The organism is Zeimonas sediminis (genome assembly GCF_023721795.1).
GTDB classification, from domain to species: Bacteria; Pseudomonadota; Gammaproteobacteria; order Burkholderiales; family Burkholderiaceae_E; genus Zeimonas; species Zeimonas sediminis.
Map to the genome: position 1 here is coordinate 1,303,935 of NZ_JAMQYE010000001.1, position 22,715 is coordinate 1,326,649.

22 protein-coding genes are annotated in these 22,715 nt (G+C 69.5%); 16 read left to right on the forward strand and 6 right to left on the reverse strand.

Annotation, left to right across the window (positions count from 1 at the left end; translation table 11 throughout):
- Positions 1–85 precede the first annotated feature (85 nt).
- Positions 86–1,957, reverse strand: coding sequence for a metallophosphoesterase family protein (locus M6I34_RS06120; RefSeq protein ID WP_272484811.1), 1,872 nt, complete (start codon positions 1,955–1,957; stop codon positions 86–88).
- 571 nt (positions 1,958–2,528) lie between these two features.
- Here M6I34_RS06120 and M6I34_RS06125 point away from each other — a divergent pair.
- The 6 genes from M6I34_RS06125 (at position 2,529) to M6I34_RS06150 (ending at position 7,773) form a co-directional block, all read left to right on the forward strand.
- Positions 2,529–3,188 (forward strand): hypothetical protein, encoded by a 660-nt coding sequence (locus tag M6I34_RS06125; protein ID WP_272484812.1) that lies wholly within the window; start codon positions 2,529–2,531, stop codon positions 3,186–3,188.
- Between the two features lie 42 nt (positions 3,189–3,230).
- Positions 3,231–3,542: a hypothetical protein gene (locus M6I34_RS06130; RefSeq protein ID WP_272484813.1), complete on the forward strand. Its 312-nt coding sequence runs from the start codon at positions 3,231–3,233 to the stop codon at positions 3,540–3,542.
- Positions 3,543–3,595: 53 nt separating this feature from the next.
- Positions 3,596–3,970: a hypothetical protein gene (locus tag M6I34_RS06135; protein WP_272484814.1), complete on the forward strand. Its 375-nt coding sequence runs from the start codon at positions 3,596–3,598 to the stop codon at positions 3,968–3,970.
- Positions 3,971–4,051: 81 nt separating this feature from the next.
- Positions 4,052–4,909 (forward strand): hypothetical protein, encoded by an 858-nt coding sequence (locus M6I34_RS06140; protein ID WP_272484815.1) that lies wholly within the window; start codon positions 4,052–4,054, stop codon positions 4,907–4,909.
- 30 nt (positions 4,910–4,939) lie between these two features.
- Positions 4,940–5,362 carry a sll1863 family stress response protein gene (locus M6I34_RS06145; RefSeq protein ID WP_272484816.1) on the forward strand — a complete coding sequence of 141 codons (423 nt, stop codon included), beginning with the start codon at positions 4,940–4,942 and terminating at the stop codon, positions 5,360–5,362.
- A 188-nt stretch (positions 5,363–5,550) separates the two neighbouring features.
- Positions 5,551–7,773 (forward strand): cation:dicarboxylate symporter family transporter, encoded by a 2,223-nt coding sequence (locus M6I34_RS06150; protein WP_272484817.1) that lies wholly within the window; start codon positions 5,551–5,553, stop codon positions 7,771–7,773.
- 27 nt (positions 7,774–7,800) lie between these two features.
- Here M6I34_RS06150 and M6I34_RS06155 read toward each other — a convergent pair whose 3' ends face one another.
- Positions 7,801–7,953, reverse strand: coding sequence for a hypothetical protein (locus tag M6I34_RS06155; RefSeq protein WP_272484818.1), 153 nt, complete (start codon positions 7,951–7,953; stop codon positions 7,801–7,803).
- Between the two features lie 466 nt (positions 7,954–8,419).
- Between M6I34_RS06155 and M6I34_RS06160 the strand changes: the two genes are divergently transcribed.
- Positions 8,420–10,762 carry a PEP/pyruvate-binding domain-containing protein gene (locus tag M6I34_RS06160; protein WP_272484819.1) on the forward strand — a complete coding sequence of 781 codons (2,343 nt, stop codon included), beginning with the start codon at positions 8,420–8,422 and terminating at the stop codon, positions 10,760–10,762.
- The gene (locus M6I34_RS06165; protein WP_272484820.1) at positions 10,759–12,030 is read left to right on the forward strand and encodes a serine hydrolase; all 1,272 of its coding nucleotides are present in this window, start codon (positions 10,759–10,761) and stop codon (positions 12,028–12,030) included. Before M6I34_RS06160 ends, M6I34_RS06165 begins: the two co-directional genes overlap by 4 nt.
- Positions 12,031–12,107: 77 nt before the next feature.
- Here the strand turns inward: M6I34_RS06165 and M6I34_RS06170 are convergent, their stop codons facing one another.
- Positions 12,108–12,995, reverse strand: coding sequence for a serine hydrolase (locus M6I34_RS06170; RefSeq protein WP_272484821.1), 888 nt, complete (start codon positions 12,993–12,995; stop codon positions 12,108–12,110).
- A 122-nt stretch (positions 12,996–13,117) separates the two neighbouring features.
- Here M6I34_RS06170 and M6I34_RS06175 point away from each other — a divergent pair, with 122 nt between their 5' ends.
- On the forward strand, positions 13,118–14,056 hold the full coding sequence (locus tag M6I34_RS06175) for a hypothetical protein (RefSeq protein ID WP_272484822.1): 939 nt from the start codon (positions 13,118–13,120) through the stop codon (positions 14,054–14,056).
- A 16-nt stretch (positions 14,057–14,072) separates the two neighbouring features.
- Positions 14,073–14,801: a hypothetical protein gene (locus M6I34_RS06180; protein WP_272484823.1), complete on the forward strand. Its 729-nt coding sequence runs from the start codon at positions 14,073–14,075 to the stop codon at positions 14,799–14,801.
- Positions 14,802–14,847: 46 nt separating this feature from the next.
- Here the strand turns inward: M6I34_RS06180 and M6I34_RS06185 are convergent, their stop codons facing one another.
- The 3 genes from M6I34_RS06185 to M6I34_RS06195 all read right to left on the reverse strand — a co-directional run bounded on the left by M6I34_RS06185 (position 14,848) and on the right by M6I34_RS06195 (position 18,003).
- The gene (locus M6I34_RS06185) at positions 14,848–16,440 is read right to left on the reverse strand and encodes a mechanosensitive ion channel family protein (RefSeq protein WP_272484824.1); all 1,593 of its coding nucleotides are present in this window, start codon (positions 16,438–16,440) and stop codon (positions 14,848–14,850) included.
- A gap of 286 nt (positions 16,441–16,726) precedes the next feature.
- The gene (locus tag M6I34_RS06190) at positions 16,727–17,179 is read right to left on the reverse strand and encodes an META domain-containing protein (protein ID WP_272484825.1); all 453 of its coding nucleotides are present in this window, start codon (positions 17,177–17,179) and stop codon (positions 16,727–16,729) included.
- A gap of 80 nt (positions 17,180–17,259) precedes the next feature.
- The gene (locus M6I34_RS06195) at positions 17,260–18,003 is read right to left on the reverse strand and encodes a Crp/Fnr family transcriptional regulator (protein ID WP_272484826.1); all 744 of its coding nucleotides are present in this window, start codon (positions 18,001–18,003) and stop codon (positions 17,260–17,262) included.
- A gap of 307 nt (positions 18,004–18,310) precedes the next feature.
- Between M6I34_RS06195 and M6I34_RS06200 the strand changes: the two genes are divergently transcribed.
- The 6 genes from M6I34_RS06200 to M6I34_RS06225 are packed head-to-tail and all read left to right on the forward strand — an operon-like array spanning position 18,311 to position 22,676.
- Positions 18,311–19,171: a PhzF family phenazine biosynthesis protein gene (locus M6I34_RS06200; RefSeq protein ID WP_272484827.1), complete on the forward strand. Its 861-nt coding sequence runs from the start codon at positions 18,311–18,313 to the stop codon at positions 19,169–19,171.
- The gene (locus tag M6I34_RS06205) at positions 19,168–19,950 is read left to right on the forward strand and encodes an enoyl-CoA hydratase/isomerase family protein (protein ID WP_272484828.1); all 783 of its coding nucleotides are present in this window, start codon (positions 19,168–19,170) and stop codon (positions 19,948–19,950) included. Before M6I34_RS06200 ends, M6I34_RS06205 begins: the two co-directional genes overlap by 4 nt.
- A 4-nt stretch (positions 19,951–19,954) precedes the next feature.
- Positions 19,955–20,536 carry a YqaA family protein gene (locus tag M6I34_RS06210; RefSeq protein ID WP_272484829.1) on the forward strand — a complete coding sequence of 194 codons (582 nt, stop codon included), beginning with the start codon at positions 19,955–19,957 and terminating at the stop codon, positions 20,534–20,536.
- 25 nt (positions 20,537–20,561) lie between these two features.
- On the forward strand, positions 20,562–21,584 hold the full coding sequence (locus M6I34_RS06215) for an Acg family FMN-binding oxidoreductase (RefSeq protein WP_272484830.1): 1,023 nt from the start codon (positions 20,562–20,564) through the stop codon (positions 21,582–21,584).
- A gap of 52 nt (positions 21,585–21,636) precedes the next feature.
- On the forward strand, positions 21,637–22,047 hold the full coding sequence (locus tag M6I34_RS06220; protein ID WP_272484831.1) for a hypothetical protein: 411 nt from the start codon (positions 21,637–21,639) through the stop codon (positions 22,045–22,047).
- Positions 22,048–22,094: 47 nt separating this feature from the next.
- Complete coding sequence (locus tag M6I34_RS06225) at positions 22,095–22,676, forward strand: DUF2889 domain-containing protein (protein ID WP_272484832.1); 582 nt, start codon at positions 22,095–22,097, stop codon at positions 22,674–22,676.
- Positions 22,677–22,715: the final 39 nt, after the last annotated feature.

Below are 22,715 nucleotides of genomic sequence, written 5' to 3' on the forward strand. Positions count from 1 at the left end.
CGTCGCCTCGGAGAAGATCTCGAGCGGCGGAGAAGCGCAGGCCCCGAGCATGAGCGCGGCGCAGCACGCGGCCAGGCACCTCACGCTACTGCATCCCGACCGTGGCCTCGATCCTGAAGAAGTCCATCCGGCGCCGGTTTTCCTCGCCACGCCCGACCCGGCGCGAGTCCGGGGTCAGGTCGTAGTCGGTGCGGGCGGCAACCACGGCACGACAGGCCATGTAAGCGCGCACGCGAGGATCCTTCAGCCCGTCGAACTGGTGGTTCAGCGCATCGACCAGCCCGGCCTTGCGCCTGAACAGTTCGATCGTGCCTTCCAGGTCGCGGGGGGTTTCGCTGCGCAGCCCGACGATGCAGGCCGGGAGTGATTGCGTTCCGCAGGTCGACGGCACGCGCATCGCCGCGACCTCCGGCAGGCGATCCGAGAAGTCGGCGTGCAGCTGGTAGGCGGTCTCGAGCAGCGCGTCCTGGTAGCGCATGCCGCTCTCGTAGAGCGCCTGCTGGCAGGGCCGGCACCATTCTCCGAGTCCCTCGAACAGCCACTCGAGCAAGGTGCCCCGGGCGTCCCGTTGCGCCTTGACGACGTGCAGGCTCTCCAGCTCGGCGACGAAGGCCGAGTAACCCGATGCCGCGCACACCTGCGACTCCCAGGCGCGCAGGATGTCGACGTCGCTTTGGACACCGCCCCCATCGTTGGGCATGATCTCTGCGCGGACCTTGAGCCGCTTCGCCTTCTCGTCCAGGGCGAAGCTGACCCGCCGGTACGCGATCGGCCAGTCCGACAACGAGCTGACGTTCAGCTCGAGCAGGCTCCGTTCCCCGATCCGGTGGGTGGCCCAGAAGCCCCGGTGCGTGTGCGCCGACAGGTACACCAGCGGGTGGTCCAGGTCGGAGACGAGCGCGGTGATCCGGAACTGCGAACCGAAGCTGAGCTGGTTCCAGTTGTGATGCCCGGCGAGAACGACGATGTCGCCCGCCCGCCTTGCTTCGTCCAGCCAGGGCGCGATCGCCTCGAGCTGGTCCGCGCGCACGTGGCCGATGTGTCCCGGGCTGATCGACCTCAGCGTGTCCAGGGTGCCGACCAGCACGTCGACCTGGTTCGTGTCGAAGCCGATCATCGTGACGCGCCGCGTCGCCCCCGGCGCGGCGGGCAGGCGCAACTTCTGGACGACGAACGAATTCGCATAGAAGCGCTCGTCGAGCAGCTTCGCTTCGATCGCCTGCAGGTAGGCCTCGGGATCGGGATTCCGCCACGAGACCCTGACTTCGCCGGAGGGTCCCGGCGCCGAGAGGCCGGGCGCCCGGCTCCGGGCGAGCGTCTCGAGATAGGCCGTGACGAAGCCCCGCTTGTCGACCGCAACCTCCTTCGGATCGAGCCGCTGTCCCGGGTCTCCCTGCCTTGCCCCGCGCACGCAACCGCGATACCACGCACGGCTGCCGCCGTCCGTCAGCGCGGCAGCCAGCGGCTGGTTGAAGATGCCGAACATCAGTCCGTCGTGATTGCCGGGAAGAAGCGCCGCAGCCTGGCCGGCATGTTCGAAGACGGCCCCGATCCGGGCGAGCTCGGACCTGCACGACATGTCGAGAACGTCGCCGAGATGAATGACCGGCTCTCCGGGATGGGCGGCAAGCGCCCACTCGAGGATCCGGCGCCCGAACAGTGGCTGCTCCGGCGGGCGCTGCGCGACCTCGACGTAGGAATCCACGGCGCCATCGTTGTCGTGCAGCGGAAAGCCGGTCGTCTCGTGCTCCTGGGTGTCGCCGAGCGCGATGATCGGCAGCGTGAGCTCCGCGAACTCGCCCGGCGGATCGGGCGGCGGAGGCACGGGGACGATGAACTGCGCGCAGCCCGCTGCCAGCCCGCCCAGCAGAAGGCTCGCGACCGCTCGAAACAGCCTGGCGGGTCGGCGCTCGGCGCCTTGGCGAATCGGCAGGTCGGGAACTGGTCGAACGTGCATCGGGGAACTCCAAGGACGCATGCGGCCCCGGGCAGTCCGCTCGACAGCCTCCCGGTTCCGGAGCGGCTGGCGCCGGACATCGGGGACGCGGCACCCGGAGTGTGCAATATCCCCGGGGCATCCGGCAATCGAGAGAACCTGCCGGCGACAGTCAAACGGAGGCACCAAAGCAATCGCTCGGCAGCGAGCGGCGCCGGCGGACGAGTTGGTGCGCGGGGGCCGCGCGCGTCGTGGTTGCGCGCTCCGGGCAGGCGAAGCCCGCTGTCGTTTCGGATGGAAACGCGCTGGCCGACGCTCGAGCGCGACGATCTGCCAAACGTCGGGTCTCCGCCCGGGCAGAGCACGCGACACTTTCGCGCCATGCAGCTTTCCGGCCCTCACCAGCGACATTGACAAAAGGCAAGGGGGCGAGCAGCCCAGGCCGAAGAATGTCAAGTGCCTGCTAGTTGGGGAGCCCTCGGGGTTCGTAAAGTCCGCTTCCACCGACTGGCCGTGCCGCCAATCGCATCCACCGAAGGCGTCGCGGCGGGCTCGGCCCTAAACCAAAGTTCTCGACGAGGAAACTCCGGGCATGTCTTCACGCTCCCGCCTCTCCCGATCGCTGGCGCTCGCTTCCGTCCTGGCCGTGCTCGGCCCGGTTGCGCACGCGGCGGCAACCGACGACATGCTCGCCCAGTGCCGCGCACGGGCGTCGAAGGAACTGGGCGTCGATCCCTCCTCGGTCCAGGTGAAGTACGAAGGACAGCGCACCGACAAGTCCCACGCGGTCAACGGATCGGCGGTCGTGAGCGGACAGACCCGCACGTTCCAGTGCTCCTTCGAGAAGACCGGTCACCGGATCAGCCGGTTCGTGACGAACCCTGCAGAGAGCGGGTCGGCACCGCAATCCGGGGACGCGGATCCCAGGATGTCGGCTTCGGCACGCCGCGCCGGCGAAGGCAGCTTCGATGCCAGGGGGCCGATCCCCTGCGCGCATGCCAGGGGCCAACCGATGACCCAATGCGACTTCGCGGCTGCGCGCGGCGGGGGTGGAAGCGCCACCGTGGTCGTGACCCACCCCGGCGGACGCAAGCGGACCATCTTCTTCAGTCGGGGCAGTGCCGTCAGCGCCGACACCAGCCAGGCCGACGGCTACGGCGCGTTCCGCGCCCGGAAGGAAGGCGACCTGCACTTCATCCGGGTCGGCGACGAGCGTTACGAGATTCCCGATGCGGTGATATTCGGCGGCTGATCGCCCCCCATTGCGCAACGAACGAGCGAAGGCACACCCTCAATGAAGACATTCGTCACCTTTGTCCTCGGGCTGCTCATCGGCGGGGGCGCCATGCTGCTGCTCGCGCCGGCCGCCGTCGGCGTCGGCGCGGGAGCCGGCATCGTCACCGGCATGAAGGCCGGCGCGTGCCTCACGGTCGAAGCAGCCAAGGATGCAGGGCTGATCACCGCGGAACAGGTGGACCAGGTTCTTAGAGCCGCGAGCATCCGGATCGGCGCCTCGGGATCCGGCGACGCCGCTTCGCAGGGCGGCAGCGGTGACGCCGAGTGCAGGAAGCTGCTTGCGGAGCTCGCCAGCGGCGTCGAGAAGTGATCCGCGTTGTTCCGTTCTTGTTGGACCAATCCCCTAACTTGCTGGAGACGAGCATGATCAAGAACCTTCTCGCCGCGGTCGCGCTGTCCTGCGCCGTCGCCGTGCCCGCGTACGCCCAGGGCGCAGCGTCCTCCACGGATCCCGTCGTGCAGATGCGGGCGGCGGAGCGCGAGGCCAACAAGGTCTATGCGCTGAGGTTGATGGAGGCCTGGTCGAACCGCTCCAAGAAGGTCAATGCGGCAGCCGAAGCTGCGACCAGGCGAGCAGCCGAGGACGGCAAGGACCCGCTCGTTGCCAAGCGCGACGCGATCGCGCAGGCAGAGAAGTCCACGCAGGGCGAATACGACGCCGCGTTGAAGGCGGCATTGGACGAACGCGACGCGGCGATCGCGGCAGCGAAGAAGAAGGGTTCCGGAAGCAAGGGTTGAACCTCTCGCAGTCCGGCACGCAATCTCGTCGTGCGCTCGGCCGCGGCGTCGATCGCCGACTGCACACCCAGGGAACAGAACATGATCGGCAAGCAGACCCCAGAGCAGGCGACGTCATCGGCGGCTCCGACCGCAAGGGGAAGATGGGAAAGAATCCTGGCCGCCCTCGTGTCGGTGGCGCTCGTGGCAGCGCCGCTCCAGGTGCGCAGCCAGGCCAGCGAGTTGAGCGACCTCGTCCACCAGAGCGATGAGTTCGCCTCTCGCGAACTCCCGAGAAGGGGCTACGTGCTCACGCACAGCGATGCGCGAAGCGGCACGATCTGGCAGTACTGGTGGAGTTCCGCGCGCGCCGACTGCGTGCGCGTCGCGGTCTCCCGAGGCCGCGTGTCCGGGGTTGCCGGTTCTGACGCGCACGACTGCAACCAGCACACCGGCGACTCGAAGGGTATGAGCGACGGCGCCAAGGTCGCCTTGGCAGCGGCTGCGATCCTCGGCGTGGCGGCACTCGCCCACAAGTCGCACGAGCGGGACAAGGAGCGCTCCTCGCAATCCCCGCAGGACGTCGCCGAATTCGAGCGCGGCTACCGGGACGGCCTCTACCACCACCCGTACCACAACTACAACAATCGTCAGGACTACAGTGAGGGCTACCAGCGCGGTGCGGAGAAGCGCGCCGCGGAGACCGCCTATCGATCGCCCCACGGCCATCACAGCGGTTACGCCCGGTATGTGAACGTCCAGGATCTCATCGGGGCTCGAGCATCGTCGGCCCTCACGGAACTGCGAGCCCGGGGCTTCGTCGACAAGGGCGGCTACCAGTCCGACGGGCGCGCCTTCACGACCTGGTGGCATTCGGGCACGCGGCAATGCCTGCAGGCAGTCGTGGGCGAGGGTCGCGTCGAGCGGCTCGACGCGATCTACGAAGGCAACTGCACCTGATCCTCCCGTCCCTTCCTCCAGGAGTGCCACATGACGATTCGACTTCGCGCAGCGATCGCCTTCACCGTCCTCCACGCAGCGAGCGCTCTCCTCCTCCTGCCGGCCTCGGCGCATGCCACCGAGCAGAACACCTGGGAGAAGGTGAAGGCCTATTCCCACGAAAAGAAGAACGAGGCGATCGAGCACGGCAAGGCCATCCTCGCGCAGACCGAGAAGAAGATCGACGAACTGGAGAAATCGGCGGCCGCCTCCGGCCGCGAGGCCAGGGCCGTCCACGAGGAGAACATGAAGGCCCTCCGCGCGAAGAAGAAACTCGCCCAGGAAAAGCTGGCCTCGATGGAGCGATCTTCCGGTCAGGCGTGGGAGGCCACGAAGTCCGGCTTCTCCGAGGCCTACGAGGACCTGCACCGGTCCTACGAGAAGGCGCACCGCGCGGTAACGTCCGGAAAGTAGTGCTCAGTGAAAGGCGCCACCAGCCCGGCCCCCGGCGGGCAACCGTCGCGGTCGCGCTGACCCTGGCGGCAGCCGGGGCCGCACTCGCGTCGGAGCGCGTTCGAGGCGAAGCCGTCCTCCGCGACGGCCGCGTGGCGGAGGAGCGGCCGGCTTGCGGCGCACCCTGACCCGCCGAAAAGTTCGCGAGGATGTCCGCTTCCCCTGCCCCCTCCCCGACCGCCGCATCCGCGCGCCTCGGACTGTCGGCCCGGATCCTGATCGGCCTTGCCGTCGGCGTGCTCGCCGGCCTGTTCTTCGGCGAGCCGGCCGCCGCCCTTCAGCCGATCGCCGACATCTACATCCGGCTTATGCAGATGACGGTGCTGCCCTACCTGGTGCTGACCCTGATCATCGGACTGGGCCGGATGGAAGCCGCCGAGGCGAAGCGGCTCGCGGTGCGCGCCAGCGTCCTGCTCCTCGTGTTCTGGGCCGCGGCCCTGGCGGTCGTCGGCGCGACGACCCTGGCCTTCCCCGACATGGAAACGGCGTCCTTCTTCAGCTCCTCGCTGGTCTCGGCGCGCGAGCCGCTCGCCCTGCACGAGCTCTACGTCCCGTCCAACCCGTTCAACGCGATGGCCAACGCGGTGATCCCTGCCGTCGTGCTCTTCAGTTCGGCCTTGGGCGTGGCGCTCATCGGGATCGAGAAGAAGGCGACGTTGCTGGGGAACCTTCAGGTTCTCGAGCAGGCCGTTTCCCGCGTCACCCGCTTCGTCATTTCGCTGACGCCGATCGGCGTGTTCGCGATCGCGGCCGTCTCCGCCGGCACGATGTCGCCCGAAACGCTCGAGCGGCTCGAGGTCTACTTCGCGGCCTTCGCGGTGGCCTCCCTGCTGCTCGCCTTCGTCGTGCTCCCGCTGGCGGTGGCGGCGGTCACGCCCTTCACATACCTCGAGATCGTGCGCGCCTCGCGCGACGCGCTGCTGACGGCCTTCGTGGCGAGCAACGTGTTCATCGTCTTGCCGATGCTCGTCGAGCAGGCCAACGCCTTGATGGAAAAGCGCGGCGTTCGATCGCCTCAGGCGAGCTCGACGGTCGAGGCTCTCGTGCCGATGGCCTTCACCTTCCCGAACGCCGGCAAGCTCCTGACCCTTCTCTTCGTGCCCTACGTCGCGTGGCTGAGCGGCGTCCCGCTCGAGGCGGACCGCTTCGGCACGCTGTTCGGCGCGGGGCTGCTCGCCTATTTCGCCAAGGCGCAGGTGGCGCTGCCCTTCCTGCTGGACCTGATGGACCTGCCCCACGACCACTTCCAGCTCTACATCCCGACAACGATCGTCACCGGCAAGTTCGACTCGATGGTGTCGGCAATGAGCCTGCTCGCGTTTTCGCTGATCGGCGCCGCGGCGATGACCGGATTCCTGCGGATCTCGGCGGCCAGGCTCCTCCTGACCCTCGCCCTGATCGCCGCCGCGGGGGCGGCGTCGGTGCTCGGGACTCGCGCCGTGCTCTCCGCGACCGTCGACACGAGTTATCACAAGGGAGAGGTGCTCAGGAAGATGCACGCGTCGAGGTCCGAGGCGCCGAACCTCGTGCACCGGGATCTCTCGAACCTGAAGCAGGACCCCGAGCTCGAGGGCCTGTCGCCGATCCAGCGGATCCGCGCCCGGGGCACGCTGCGCGTCGGCTACGACCCCGGCAACCTTCCGTTCAGCTTCTTCAACGCCGACGGAGATCTCGTCGGCCTGGACGTCGAGCTCGCGCAGGCCTTCGCGGAGTCGATCGGCGTGGTGGCCGAGTTCGTCCCGGTCGCGTGGCAGGAATTGCCTCGCATGCTGGCTTCGGACACGATCGACCTGATGCCGGGCGTCTGGTACCGGCCATTCTGGTTCTCGTCGGTGCGCCTGTCCGAGCCCTACTTCGAGGGCACCATGGGCTTCGTCGTGCGCGATGCCCGACGTCACGAGTTCGCGAGCACCGACACGCTCCGCCGTCGCCGGGGCCTGCGCATCGGCGTTCCGCTCGATCCGGATCAGGTCCGCGCCAGCCTCGAACGCTACTTCGGGAGCGCCCGGGTGGATTTCGTTCCGCTGGAGTCCGCGGCGCCCTTCCTCGAGGGCCGGCATCCCGAGCTCGACGCGTTCCTGATGCCGGCGGAGGCCGGCGCCGCGGCCACGCTGCTCCACCCCGAATACGCGATCGTGGTTCCCCAGCCGAATCCGGTCAGGGTGCCCACCGCCTTCGGCGCGGCACCCGACGCGCGCGACCTGATCGAGACCGTGAACGAGTGGATCGTCTTTGCCCAGAGCAGCGGCCGGATCCGGGAAGCCTACGACTACTGGGTGCTGGGCCAGGGCGCCGAGCCGAAAGGCCGGCGCTGGTCGATCCTGCACGACCTGCTCGGCTGGGGCCACGAGGCCTCGGACAGACCCCGCTGAGGGCGAGCGCGCCCAGGAAAAGGAGGATCACCCCTTGAGCCGACCATCTTCGCTCCGCGCGAAACGCGTCGCGGCCTGCATGCTGTTGTCGACGGCGCTCGCGAGCGGCGCCACGCTGGCGAGCGCCGAAAAGGAGGCCAGCGACGCCGGCGACCGGCATCGCGGCTGGATCGCCGACATGAAGGAGCGCCCCCGCGGCCCCTTCTCCGCGATCAAGTGGTTCTGCAAGGACGGCAGGGTGTTGCCGCCGAAGGACTACTCGTGCGCGAAGCGCGGCGAGGGGTGGCAACACGGCGAATGGAGCGATCGCACCAGGGAGCTTCGCTCGAAGGGATACGCGATCGCGACGCTGCTCGCGGGCATGGAAGCGAGCAAGGCGATCGCATCGCCGTCGTTTCCCGACACCTACGCGCAGATCCTGGTGGAGCGTTTCCTCGTGGCGGCCGACGATGGCTGGATCTTCCGCAAGGCGCGCTTCTACCGGGGCGCGATCCAGGAAGAGGACGAGCGCGAGGGGGCCCGCAACCTGCTGACCGCATTGGCCGGTCGCGACGACTGGATCGGATACCGGTTTCCCGCGCTGCGGGCCGGCGTGCGCCTGCTTCCGCACGGCGCCGAGACGGCGTCGGCGCAGCGGGTCCGGAACATGGCCGCGGCCCTGGCAGATGCCGACCCGGCCTTCCAGCCGCTCCGGGTCAAGATCCACGGCTCTCCCGATGCCTCGGATGCTGCGAGCGTTCGCGACTACGGTGCCCGGTCCGCGAACGCCGGTCTGCGGCAGCGGGCGGAGGCGCTCGCCGCCGAGATCGACCGGGTCTACGCGCCGCGGCCGATCGCCGACGCGCTCGAGCGGGCCGCGAAGGACCTGGGAAGTTCGCCCCGGCTGCAGGCGCGCCTGCGCACGGCCGGCAGCGCCCTTTCCGCCGAGCGCAGCGCTATCCAGCGCTTCGTGACCACTGCCGCCCTGCTCGCCGACCTGCGCGACTCGCTGCCCGGGCTGGGAGCGCCGGCGGCACGCCTGAAACTGCTCGATCTGTCGTTGGCGGTGGAACTGGAGAACTTCCGCGCAGCCACGGAAATGGCAAGGGAGTTGCCGTCGACGAGCCGGCAGGACGGCCTGCGGCTGCTGTCCGCAGCCGCCGACGCGGCGTACGGGACCGGCATGCTCCGCGCCCGCGAGCACGCCGAGCTGCGGAAGTCGTTCCGCAGCGTCGCGTCCGATGCCATCCCCCTGTCGGACTACCTGGCGGCGCTGCGCCACCTCGCGCTCGTCCCCGGCTGGGGAACGCAGGGCCTGCGGATGCACTTCGGCGACGCAATGGACAAGCTTGGCGAGATCGAACCGCTCGCCGGCCTGTTCATCCAGGACCAGCTTCGCGGCAGCCCGCTCCTGTTCTACTCCCGGCTTCTCGACGCCTTGTCGCGCGACGCGAATCGGCTGGCGGGCGTGCGCCACAAGCTTCTCGGACGCGACATCGGTTCGGGCTTCAGCGCGCTGAATCCCGGCCTTGCGCGCGGGATCCTCAGGGCTGCCCCCGACATGAAGCGGGTCGAGGAATTCCGCCCAGACGGCATCTACGTCCTGCCGGAAACCGTTTCGGATCTTCCGCCGCTTGCCGGGATCCTGACCGCCGGCGCCGGGAACCCCCTGTCCCACGTCCAGCTTCTGGCGAGAAACCTGGGGATCCCGAACGTGGCGGTGGACGAGTCGCTGCTGCCGGAACTGCGCCGGCACGACGGCAAGCGCATCGTGCTCGCAGTCAGTCCGGCGGGGCTGGTCGAGATCAACGAGGACGGACAGGGCTGGGATCGGGTGTTCGGCGAGCATAAGCAGGCCGAACCGGGGGTCATGTTCGAACCCGACCTGGACAAGCTGGATCTCCGCAGGCGGGGCTTCGTGAGTCTGGACGAACTGCGCGCGAGCGACTCGGGACGCATCGTGGGGCCCAAGGCTGCCAAGCTGGGCGAACTCAAGGCGAGCTTTCCCGACCGCGTGGCGCCCGGCGTCGCCATCCCGTTCGGCCTCTATCGGGAAACGGTGCTCGAGCGGCCCCACCGGAACTCCGGAAAATCCGTCTACGAGTGGATGGTCGAGAGCTTTCGCAGGCTCGAGTCGATGCCCTCGGGCTCCGCGGAAGCCACGGAATTCGGGGAGCGGCTGCGGGCCGAGATCTACGCGATCGTCCGGCACACCGACCCGGGGCCGCGCTTTCGGCAGCGCCTGCGACAGGCGATGGACAATGCATTCGGCCGCGGCTTCGACGGCGGCGTCTTCGTCCGCTCGGACACCAACGTGGAGGACCTGCCCGGGTTCACCGGCGCCGGTCTCAACCTCACGCTCTTCAACGTCGTCGGCTTCGAGAACGTCGTGCAGGCGATCGCCGAGGTGTGGGCGTCGCCCTATACCCCGCGGGCCTGGGCGTGGCGACAGTCGCACATGAAGGGACCCGAGCACGTCTATCCGGCGGTGCTGCTGCTGAAGACGGTTCCCTCCGAGATTTCCGGCGTGATGATCACGCAGGACGTCGACACGGGAGACCCGGACCGACTGTCGGTGGCGGTGAACGAGGGCGTCGGCGGCGCGGTCGAGGGGCAGGCCGCAGAGTCCGTCCGCATCGACCGCCGTACCGGCGTCGTGAGCCTGATGGCCACGGCGACCGCTTCGCGCCGGATGGTGCCGAGGTCGAACGGAGGCATTGCAAGGGTTCCCGTCTCCGGGGCCGATACCTTGCTGAACGAGGATCAGACAAGACAGCTGATAGCGTTCGCCGACGAGATCCCGAGGAAATTCCCTCAGCTGGGCGAGGACGGCAAGCCGGTGGCCGCCGACGTCGAGTTCGGGTTCGTCGGCGGGAAACTTTGGCTGCTGCAGATCCGGCCCTTCAATGAAAGTCGGGAGGCCCGGGGATCCGACTACCTGATCGGCATGGACATGGCGCTTTCGACGAGCCTCGGCCGCACGGTCGACATGAGGGAGTCATTCCGATGAAGGGACTTCGAATCGCACGGCCCCTCGTCCTCGCGGTCTGCGGGGCGCTGGCGGCCGCTGCACTCGCCTACCCGCTCGACGGCTACGAGGAAACCGGCATCCGCCGGCTCGAGGGCAGCCGTCTGGCGAACGAGGGAAAGGTCAAGGACGTCGGGCAGCCGCCGGGCGCGCTGCTGGGGCTCGACGCGGTCGACCTGCGGCTGCTCGGCCAGGATTTCGATCTTCCCGAACCGGACCCGGAATTCACCCGCCAGGTCAACCGAGTGCTGACGGGCAGCATGGACGCGTACGGCCTGGCGGTGCTCGACCTCAGCGACCCGTCCAGGCCGCGCTACGCGGAACACCGGGGCGATCACCGCCAGAACGTCGGCAGCGTGGGCAAGCTGGTGGTCGCGCTGTCGCTGTTCCAGGCCCTGGCGGACACCTATCCGGAGGATGTCGAAGCGCGCAGACGGGTGCTGGCGCGCACGGTCGTCACCGCCGACGGCTTCTCGCAGTCGGATCATCACACCGTCCGGATCTTCGATCCCGCGACCCGGACGCTGACCCGCCGTGCGGTGCAGATCGGCGACCGGGCGACCCTGTACGAGTGGCTGGACTGGATGCTGTCGCCGAGCTCGAACTCGGCCGCCGGGATGGTCATGCGCGAAACGATGCTGCTGCGGCAGTACGGGAAGGCCTACCCGCCGGCCGAGCCGGAGATCCGCCGGTTCTTCGATGAAACGCCGGCGAAGGCCCTGACCGAGCTCTTCGAACGCTCGTTCTACGAGCCGTTGACGCGAAACGGCCTGGACCTCGGCATGCTGCGGCAGGGAAGCTTCTTCACCGCCACCGGCAAGCGGAAGGTCCCCGGCCCGGGAGACAGCTACGGCACCGCGCGGGAGTTGATGCGTTACCTGTTGCGAATGGAGCAGGGACGCCTCGTGGACCCCTTTTCGAGCCGGGAGATCAAGCGGCTGATCTACGTCACCGAGCGGCGGATCCGCTATGCGTCCTCGCCGGCGCTGACCGAGTCCGCGGTCTACTTCAAGTCGGGATCCCTGTACGAGTGCGCGAAGGAGCCGGGGTTCGCCTGCCGCCCTTACGCAGGCAACGTCAGGAACTACATGAACTCGACCGCGATCGTCGAGCATCCCGCCGGAGATCGGAGGCTCTACTACATGAGCACGCTGGTCACCAACATCCTTCGCAAGAACTCGGCCGCGGAGCATCAGGCGCTCGCAACCCGCCTGCACGGGCTGATCGAGTCGATCCACGCGCCCAGGTGAACAGCGTGGACGCGCCCGTCCCTTCGCCGAGTGCCGAAGATGCCCCCGCCCCCCAGCGGGACCGGCGGCGCGAGACGCTAGCGTCCGATCGGGGCCGTGACGAGGTCGTGCAGCGGCGCCGCCAGCCGAAGCAGCCACTCGCCGCCGTCGGCATCGTCGGCGATCCCGACGAGGATGTAGCGATGCGCGCCGTGCTCGACCAGCACGCTGTCCGCGTGGTGATTGCGCCAGGTGCCGGACTTGCGGAACACCGCGCCGCCGGGCCGCGCCTCGAGCCCCGCGACGAACTTGTGCCGAATGCCCGGATTGGACAGGACATCCTTCATCAGCGCGTTCAGCGGCGGCGCGAGCAGCCTGTCGTTCGCGAGCAGGTAGTACAGCCGCGCGACCTGGAACGCCGTCGCGCCGTGCGAGAAGTTGTGCAAGGGATCGCGCCGGTAGGCACTCTGCCTGCCGTAGGACTTCCCGACCCACAGCCCCCCGCCGAGCTCCGGGTCGTACAAGCGGAATCGCGGCGACTGCAGGATCTCCAGCAGGCGTTCCTCGCCCACTTGCCTGAGCACGCGGGTCGCATCCTCGTTGCTGGAGTAGCGGATCATGTTGGTCATCGCCGCGAGCAGGTCGGCATCGATCGGCATGCGCCCGTCTTCGGCCTCGGCGAGCGCGCCGAGCAGGATCGCGATCTTCGGAAGGCTCGCGGCGTACATCATGTGGTCGCCGTTGATCATCGCGAGCCGGGGCGCGCCGGGTCGTGTCGCGTCGACCAGCGCAAGCGCGAGCCGGCGCGCCCGAACCGCCTCTTCCAGCCCGAGCTCCCGCACGACGCGCTCGAGACCGGCCTGCAGCGCGGCATCGCGAGCCTGACGAAGCTCGGGCAGGACGCCGCTCGCGGCGTGAACGGCCAGCGGCGCCGAGAGGGCCGCGAGAAGCAGCGAAAGCCGGCAGAGGATGCGACGCAGGATCAATACGGCTCGGCCCGGCGGCACGCGCCGACCTTCGCGCCTCGAAGCGAAGCGAGCGGCCTCGCCGGGCGGCAGGCCTTTGCGGCATCGGGAAGAACGGAAGACCACCACTGGAGCAAGGCGAAATGAAAGGCTCAATCTGGATCGGCGCGATCGCTCTCGCCGCCGCCGGTGCGTTCACCACGATCGCGGGTGCCGCGCCGGAATCCATTCGGACCGAGACGGTGCGCTTCGAACGCGGCGCATCCGGCGCAGTCGTCGAGGACACGATCACCGGCCGCCAGATCGTCGACTACGTGCTGCGCGCCCGGGAAGGACAGTCCATGAACGTCAGCATGGCGACGGACAACGGCGCGAACTACTTCAATATTCTCGCACCCGGCGAGGGGGAAGTCGCGCTCTTCAACGGTTCGACGTCGGAAAACCAGTTCGAGGGCGTCCTGCCCCGCAGCGGCGATTACCGCATCAGGGTGTACCTGATGCCGTCGGCCGCGCGTCGGCACGAGGCGGCCAGGTATCGTCTCGAGATGATCGTGTCCGGTCCGGCAAGAGCCTCGGGCGCGCGGGCCGGTGCGACGGCCACCGCCGCACCGTCGACGAGCGGCTCCGATGCCGATCTCGGTCGAGCGATCCGGAAGACGCTCGGTGGCGACTGGGAGGCGAACTACTTCGATGCCCGGGTGGACCTCGACGGCGACGGCACACCGGAGGTCGTGGCCATGGTCGCCGGCCCCATGGTGTGCGGCACGGGCGGTTGCCCGGTGCTCGTGTTCACGCCGTCGCCGGACGGTCTTCGGCTCGTCTCGCGGATCAGTGTGTCCCGTCCTCCGGTGGCGGTTTCGAGCCGGAGCTCTCATGGCTGGCGCAACCTCATCGTCACCATCGGTGGCGGCGGAATCCCCTCCGGCAGCGCAGAGTTGCGGTTCGACGGCAGGCGCTACCCGTTCAATCCGACGGTGCCGCCGGCCCTGGCGCCGGCCGATCTCGCGTCGGGGGAAGTCCTGATCCCCGAATTCCGCTCGTTCAGGGACGGCAAGCCGCTTCCCGCCGCTGCGGCCGAGTGAGCATGAGGCTGAAACCATGAAACTGCCGAAGGCCGTCAACGCCGCAAGCCTCGCGTGTTGCATGCTGGCCGCCGCTCTTGGCGCTCATGCGCAGGAGATCCTCGGCGACCTGAGCGCCCCCCTCGCCGGCCGGGTGTTCGGGAACGCCGTCCACGTGGCCGATCCGGACGAACTGCGCTTCGTGATCGTGCGGGAGCTGACGGACCGCTACGCCGCCGAGCGCGGAATCCGGGTCACGCAGACCGAGCGGGACGCGTATGTCGCGCATGTGGAGTCCTTCTTCCGGCAGGAACGCGCGCGCCGAACCGAGCAGCGCGACGTGCTGAAGCGTCGACTGGAAGCGGGTGCTGCCTCGACCGAGGAGCGCACCGCCCTGGCCTCGGAACTCGATTCCGCGGAGCGAGCGCTCGCGGCCCTCGCCGAGCCGACCGGCTCGCCGCAGGAGACCCGGGCGGCCCGGAACCTGGTCGCCGACGCGTTCATCCGGCAGTGGAAGATCAACAGCGCGCTTCACCGCCAGTACGGCGGACGGGTCGGGTATCAGCAAGGCGGCCCGGAACCGCTGGACGCCTACCGCCGCTTCCTCGAGGAACGGGAAGCCCGCGGCGACTTCGCGATCTACGACGAGAGGATGCGGACCGCATTCTGGCGCTACTACCTGACCGACTCGATCCACGACTTCTACGCGCCCGGCAGCCGCGAGGAATCTCGCGCCTTCGCAGCGCCGCCCTGGCGTCGCGACTGACCCGCGCGCGCCCCCGCCCCGGGGCGGCCCGGCGCCGCGACACGGCTCAGCGACCGGCCGGAATCGCCGGCGCGATCGCGCCGTGCAGGTGCACGTCGCGCTGCGGGAAGGGGATCGAGATGCCCTCTTCGTCGAAGCGCTCCTTGACCCGACGGGTGATGTGCCAGCGCAGTTCCCAGTAGTCTTCGGTCCGGCACCACGGCCTGACGATGAAGTTCACCGAGGACTCGCCGAGCTCCGCCAGCCGAATCAGCGGCTCGGGAGACGCCAGGACCCGCTGGTCCGCTTCCAGGATCTCCCGCAGGACGCGCTCGGCCCGGATCACGTCGTCGGAATAGCCGATCCCGAAGGTGAGGTCGATCCGGCGGGTCCGCTCGGCCGTCACGTTCCGGATGATGTTTCCCCAGATCTTCTTGTTCGGGACCAGGAGCCGCTGGTTGTCCCCCGTCAGGATCGTCGTCGAGACCAGGTTCATGTGCTGGACGCGGCCGAAGGCATCGGGCACCTCGATCCAGTCGCCGATGTCGTAGGGCCGATACGCGAGGATCATGACCCCCGCGGCGAAATTTCCCAGGATGTCCTGCAGCGCGAAGCCGACGATGAAGCCGGCGATGCCCAGGCCCGCCAGCATGTGTCCGACCTCGATGTCGAACTGGGACAGCACGACGAGGATGCCGATCAGCATCACCACCGTGCCCGCGGCCCTGACGGCGAAGCGCTGCATCAGCGCCGAGGCGCCGAGCCTGGGGCTTCTCAGCAGGCGCCGCACGGCCCGCCTCGCGAGCCCGGCCAGCAGCTTGAAACCGACCAGCAGGGCAAGGACCACCAGGATCCGGAAGCCGATCGCCGGGCCGCGCTCCCGCAGCCACTTCTCGGCCTGCTGCAATTGATGGGAGAAGAACGAGCGCGCGACCTCGGCGTCGAGGATCTCGGCGCTGATCTGCCCGGTCGCCCGGATCAGCAACTCGCCGTACTCCGCCTCGTCGAGACCGCGAGCCTTCATGAGCGCGACGAGCTTGCCCAGGCTCTCCACGGCGCGGTCCTTCTCGCGCTGGACCGCAGCGACGCGCCTGGACAGGGCCTCCTTGTCGGTGGCGGTCGCCCCGCCGAGCTGCTCGCGCAGGCCCTCGATCTGCTCGAGCGCCAGCTTGATCTCGCCGGCCACCGAGCTGGCGCGCGCGGCGATCTGCCGGTCGAGATAGGCGCCGTCGCCCGACGCGTCGAGACCGATGCGCCCCGCGAGAACGGTGTTCAGGTGGAGGTCGGCAAGAAGCGCATCCATTCTCTCCTGGCGCTTGGCGATCCGCTCCGCCCGAGCCGCCAGATACGCCTCGTCGCCCTTGGCGCGCTCCTGCCGAAGCGACGCGATTTCACTCCGCAACTCGTCGATCCCCGAGCGCAGGATCCGGCTCTCCGCCCTGAGGAGATCACCGGCGCGCGCGGCCAGAGCGGCCGCCTCGGGCCCGCCGCCCTGCGCCTGTCCCAGCAGCTCGGGCAGTTTCCCGAGCAGCTGCCGCAGGTCGGTCTCGACGTCGCGAAGCTGCAGCCGGGCCGCTTCCTGCTGGTCTCCCTCGAGCCGGCGAGTCTCCGAACTCAGCGCGGCCCTGCGCTGGCCGAGCTCGTCGATCCGTTCGAGCAACGCGCGCTGCGCGTCCGCCGGCTCGGCCCCGGCTGCCGCGCCGCGATCCGTCGCCGAGTAAGACGGATCGGGGACGGACTGCGCGCCGACGGCATGTGGCATCAGGAGCCACGAAGCAAGGAGAACGCAAGGCACGGTTCCCACGACGGCACCGTACGCCTTCGAAACCACTCTGGTGACAGATACCGGCATCCGGCCGTCTACTCCACGAGAAAAGGACTGAGGCACGCGCAGCGCACCGATGTCGCCGTGTCGCGCCTGACAGCGGCGATGCGCACCGGCTCGTTCATCGTCGCATCGGCCGCCAGCTGTAGATGCCCGCGTCGGCCATCAGTGACATGTGCAGGTAGCCATCGCGCAGCAGATAGCCTCGAACGTAGCCGAGATCCATGATCAGCTTCTCGTCCATCGAAGGTGGCGGACAGAGCGCACGCGTGCCGGCCAAGGGGCCGAAAGAGAGCCTGCCGGAAAGGCCGTCGGTCGCGGGACTCGCCTGCCAGGTTCCTCTGGCAAGATTGCAGTCGAGCCGGAACGAGGCGCTGCCGTCCGCACCGAACGTGACCGTGTACAGCGTCGGATCGGCGATCCGGGTCGTGCCCTGCGCGTCGTCCATCGACTGGAACCGGATGAGTTCCCACGACGTGCCCGCCAGCACCCCGATCGCCGAAGGCGACTGGGAAGCGCATCCCGCGACGACAGCTGCCGCGGCCGCCAAGATCAGTGAAGCCAACCTCTTCATTCGCGCTCCTACGGTCTTCCCTCTGCTATGGCCGTCCTTCGAACGCGGACGCTGCTCGACCGGCATGCCAGACCGGCCGCCTAGATGCTTCCGTCGACCCCCATTCTGGCAATTCCGCGCAGTCGTGGCAGGTCGAGAAGCTCGACGCGCCCGTACCGCCACTTCAGCAGGCCCTCCTCGCTCATCTCCTTCACCATCGCGGTGGCGGTCTGGCGCGAGACCCCCAGCATCTCGGCAAGCTTCTCCTGCGGCAGACGCGGCTTGATCGCGGTCGCCCCGCCGTTCGCGCACTCCCCGCGCGTCTCGGCTAGATCGAGGAGCAGCGACGCCATCCGGGAACGCAAGGAATCGAAGGCCAGACTCTTGATCTGGCCGGTATAGAGCCGGGCGCGCGCGCCGAGCTCCATCGCTATGCTCTCCCAGAGCCCCGGCGCCAGATCGAGCTCGGCGCGGATCGCGGCGTACGGAATTTCCAGTGCCAAGCTGTCCTCGGTGGCCAACACATCGTTCGGCATCTCGCGCCCGTCGACGAACGACAACAAGCTGGCGATCTGCCCCACGATGAACGGCCTGAAGGTGAACCGGCGACCGCTCGCGTCCGTGGAACTGGCCTCGACGTTTCCGCTCACGATCAGCTGCATCGCGGTCGCACGCCCCCCTCGCATCGCGAGCAGCGCACCCCGCGGATACTCCACGAGCCTCGACGCCTCCGCGAGTCGGGCAATTGCCGCATCCGGCCACGCGACGAACGGCGGAGTCGCAGCGATCAAGCCGGCGCGGACCGCCGTACTGAACTGCAACGAGCGTGAAATGCGGCCACTCATGTGAGGCGATATCCGACGATTCGGCAAGCGAATCCTATTCGGGGCGGCTGCGGCGATGGACAATTCCGAGTGCCCGATTCGGATAAGCCTGCCCGGATCGCTCCTGCGTCCCGGCGGTCGACCCGACGCACCCGCGCCACGCCGACAAGCAGTGTGTCCCGGGGCCGCGACGCCATCGGTTAGCATGAGGCGCCTGGAGGGCGAAGCCACGGCGCGCTCGCACGATCGATGAGGCCGGATTCGATTGCGGCCCCCGAGCGGGCAAGCCACCGTCACGCCCCCTCCGGAACCGCCGCCCGGCACACCGATGCTCATGCCCCGCCCCTTCCACCAGCTCGACGTCTTCACCGACACCCCGTACAAGGGCAACCCGCTCGCGGTCGTCCACGACGCGCAAGGCCTCACCGACGCCCGGATGGCCGAGTTCGCCCGCTGGACCAACCTGTCGGAAACCACCTTCCTGCTGCCGCCCGTGCATCCCGACGCCGACTACCGGGTCCGCATCTTCACTCCCGGGGGCGAGCTGCCCTTCGCCGGCCACCCCACGCTCGGCAGCTGCCACGCCTGGCTCGCGGCCGGCGGCCGCCCCCGCCAGGCCGACACGATCGTGCAGGAGTGCGGCGTGGGCCTGGTGCGCATCCGCCGCGACGGCAGCCGGCTGGCCTTCGCCGCGCCGCCGCTGCGCCGGACCGGGCCGATCGAGGCCGGCCTGCTGACTCGCATCGCCGGCGCCCTCGGCCTTGGCGACGACGAGATCGTCGCGCACCAGTGGGTCGACAACGGCCCCGGATGGTGCGCGCTGCTGCTGCGATCGGCCGAGCGGGTGCTGGCCGTCCGCCCCGACTGGGCCGTGCTCGGCGACGTCAAGCTCGGCCTGGTCGGCCCGCAGCCGGCGGGCAGCGACACCGACTTCGAGGTGCGCGCCTTCGTGCCGACGCTCGGCGTGCCCGAGGACCCGGTCACCGGCAGCCTGAACGCAGGCCTGGCCCAGTGGCTGATGGGCGCCGGCCTGGCGGCGCCGCGCTACGTGTCGCGCCAGGGCACCGCGCTCGGCCGCGCCGGCAAGGTGTTCCTGGAACGCGTCGGCGACGACGTCTGGGTCGGCGGCCAGGTCGCCGGCTGTATCGCGGGCACCGTCGAGTTCCCCTCCGAACGAGCTCCAGCATGACGAACGAAGACTTCTCGATCGAGCCGATTCCCGAGGGCGCCGTCTTCCGGATCGAGCGCCCCGCCAAGCTGAACGCGATCACCAGGCCGGTGCTGCTCGGCCTGGCCGCCTGCCTCGACGAGCTGGAAGCACGCGGCGCCCGGCTGCTGGTCGTGACCGGCGCCGGCGAGCGCGCCTTCTGCGCCGGCACCGACCTCGGCGAGCTGAAGGGCCTCGACGCCGAGACCCGGCTGACCAAGACCGCGATGGCGCGCGACCTGCTGGTCAGGCTGTCGCGCTCGCCGCTGGTCAGCGTGGCCGCGATCAACGGCCTGGCCTTCGGCGGCGGCCTGGAGCTCGCGATGGCCTGCACGCTGCGCATCGCGGCGCCGCACGCCACGATGTCGCTGCCCGAGGTGAAGCTCGGCCTGCTGCCCGCCTACGCCGGCACCCAGTTCCTGCCGGCGATCGTCGGCAAGGCCCGGGCGCTGGAGATCATGATGACCGGCCGCGTGCTGTCCTCGGACGAGGCGCTGGCTATCGGCCTGGTGCACAGGCTCGCGGAGCACGGCGCGCCCGTGCTGGACCAGGCGCTGGCCTTCGGCCGCGAGGTGGTCCGCTGGTCGCCGGGCGCGCTGGCGTGGATCCGCCGCTGCGTCGACGCGGCCGGCCCGGAGGTGACCGACGCCGGCCTGGCGGTCGAGGACGCCGCGGTGCGCGCCAACTTCAATTCGGCCGATGCGCGCGAGGGCATCGCGGCCTTCCTGGAGAAGCGCGAGCCGCGCTTCGGAAAGGGCTGACCGAATGAAACTGTTCTCTCCCCTCTACCGCCGCGCGATGACCTGGTCGCGCCATCCGCACGCGCCCTGGTACCTCGGCGGCCTGAGCTTCGCCGAGTCGTCGTTCTTTCCGGTGCCGCCCGACGTGATGCTGGCGCCGATGAGCCTCGCGAACCCGCGCCGCGCGATGGCCTTCGCGCTGCTGACCACGCTGGCCTCGGTGGCCGGCGGCCTGCTCGGCTACGCGATCGGACTGTTCGCGATCGACGCGATCCTGCCCTGGCTGAAGGAGAGCCGCTACTGGGGCGCCTACGAGACCGCGGTCGCGTGGTTCGGAGAGTGGGGCGTGTGGGCGGTCTTCATCGCCGGCTTCTCGCCGATCCCGTACAAGGTGTTCACGATCGCCGCGGGCGCGCTGTCGATGGCCCTGCTGCCGTTCACGATCGCGTCGATCGTCGGGCGCGGCCTGCGCTTCTTCCTGGTGGCCGGCCTGATGGCCTGGGGCGGCGAGCGGATGGAGGCGATGCTGAACCGCTACGTGGACCGCCTCGGCTGGGCGACCGTCGGCCTGGTCGCCCTGGCCGGAATCTGGTACGCGTATCGATAGAAGATCACGCCCGGGAGGGAGCCCGATGAGCCGCTACGACGAAGCCGTCCGCGACACCTGGCGGCACGCCGCGTCCCCCGCGGGCGCGAGCCGCGAGGCGCTGTTCCGGGAGCTGGTTCGCTACGCGACGCTGGCCCCGTCGAGCCACAACACCCAGTGCTGGAAGTTCCGGCTCGCCGGCGATTCGATCACGATCCTGCCCGACTTCGACAGGCGCTGCCCGGTCGTCGATCCCGACGACCACCATCTGTTCGTGAGCCTGGGCTGCGCCACCGAGAACCTGCTGCAGGCCGCGGCCGCCTTCGGCCTGCGCGCCGAGCCGCGCTTCGCAACCGGCCGCGATCCGGCGATCGAGATCGCGTTGACGCCGGCAGCGCCCGAGCGCTCGGCCCTGTTCGACGCGATCCCGCTGAGGCAGTCGACCCGCTGCGAGTACGACGGCAAGCCGCTGTCCGCCTCCGACCTGCGCCTGCTGGAGGCCGCCGGCGACGCACCGGGCGTGCGGCTGCGACTCATCACCGCGCGGCCCGAGATCGAGAAGGTGCTCGAGTACGTGGTCGCCGGCAATACCGCGCAGATGCGCGACCCCGACTTCGTTCGCGAGCTCGAGCGCTGGATCCGCTTCGGCGACGCCGAGGCGATCGCGCGGAGCGACGGACTGTTCTCCCGCTCGTCGGGCAACCCGGCCGCGCCGCGCTGGCTGGGCAGGCGGCTGTTCCGCATCTTCTTCCGGGAGAAGACCGAGAACGACAAGTACGCGCGCCAGCTGCGCAGCTCGGCCGGCGTCGCGGTGTTTTCCACCGAGTCGAGCGACCCTGGACACTGGGTGGAGGCAGGCCGTGCGTTCGAGCGCTTCGCGCTGCAGGCCACCGCGCTGGGCGTGCGCACCGCGCACCTGAACCAGCCGGTCGAGGTCGCGCAGGTGCGCGCGCAGTTCTCGGCCCACCTCGGCGTGGCCGGCGGGCGTCCCGACCTGGTGATCCGCTTCGGCCGCGGGCCCGAGATGCCACGATCCTTGCGCCGGCCGGTCGACGCGGTGCTGGCCTGAGCCGGCTGCGACGATCGGGGCGCCGGGTGCCGCACCGACGAGGCCGCGCGCGATGACGAGGGCGCTGGTCGCAGGGCTCGCGTACTTTGCCGCGGTCTTCGCGGCGGGCTTCGCGCTGGGGATCGTTCGAACGCTACTCGTGCAGCCACTGGCCGGCGCGACGCTGGCGGTCGCGATCGAGCTGCCTATCATCGTCGGCTTCGCGTGGTTCGCCTGCCGCGTGCTGGCCCTGCGCCTGCGCGTTCCGGCCGGCGGCGGGCACCGTCTCGCGATGGGCGGGCTCGCCTTCGGGCTGTTGATGATCGCCGAGCTGGCGACCTCGATGCTGCTGGGCGGGCGCAGCGCGGCGCAGCACCTGGCCCTCTACCGCGAGGCGCCGCACCTGCTCGGCCTAGCCGGCCAGATCGCCTTCGGGCTGTTTCCCTGGCTGCAGGGCCCGAGGAAAGCCCCCGCGGGCGCCTGACGTAAACTGCCCCGCACCGAAAACGACCGCCACTGTTCGCAGACGCCATGCCCTTCTCCGACCCCGCGCCCCGGCGCCACCTGCACACCCGCAAGGTCCACTGCGAAGGCTTCCTGCGCGAGGACGGCCTGTGGGACATCGAGGGCCGCATCCTCGACACGAAGACCTATACGTACACCGAGCCCTACCGCGGGGTTCGCGAGCCCGGCAGCGAGGTGCACCACATGGCGATCCGGCTCACGATCGACGACGACCTGGTGGTGCGCGCGATCGAGGTCGACATGCCTTCCACGCCCTACCCGACCTGCGTCGGCGCCAGGCCGAACTTCGACGGGCTGGTCGGCGCCTGCATCGCGCGCGGCTGGCGCAAGTCGGTCAACGAAGCCGTGGGCGCCACCCGCGGCTGCACCCACGTGCGCGAGCTGCTGTTCCCGATGGCCACAGTGGCCTTCCAGACCGTGCTGGGCTGGCCGGAGGACGGGCCCGAAGGCGTCTGCAAGCCGAAGCACGAGTCGACCGGCGAGCGCCCCCACTTCATCGACGGCTGTCACGCCTGGGCCGCCGACGGCGAGGTGGTCGCCACCCTGCATCCGCAATTCTCGACGCGACGGAAGAATCCGGGCGCCTGAAGAGGCGGCTCGGGACCGACCGGGCAGCGGTCCGGCGCC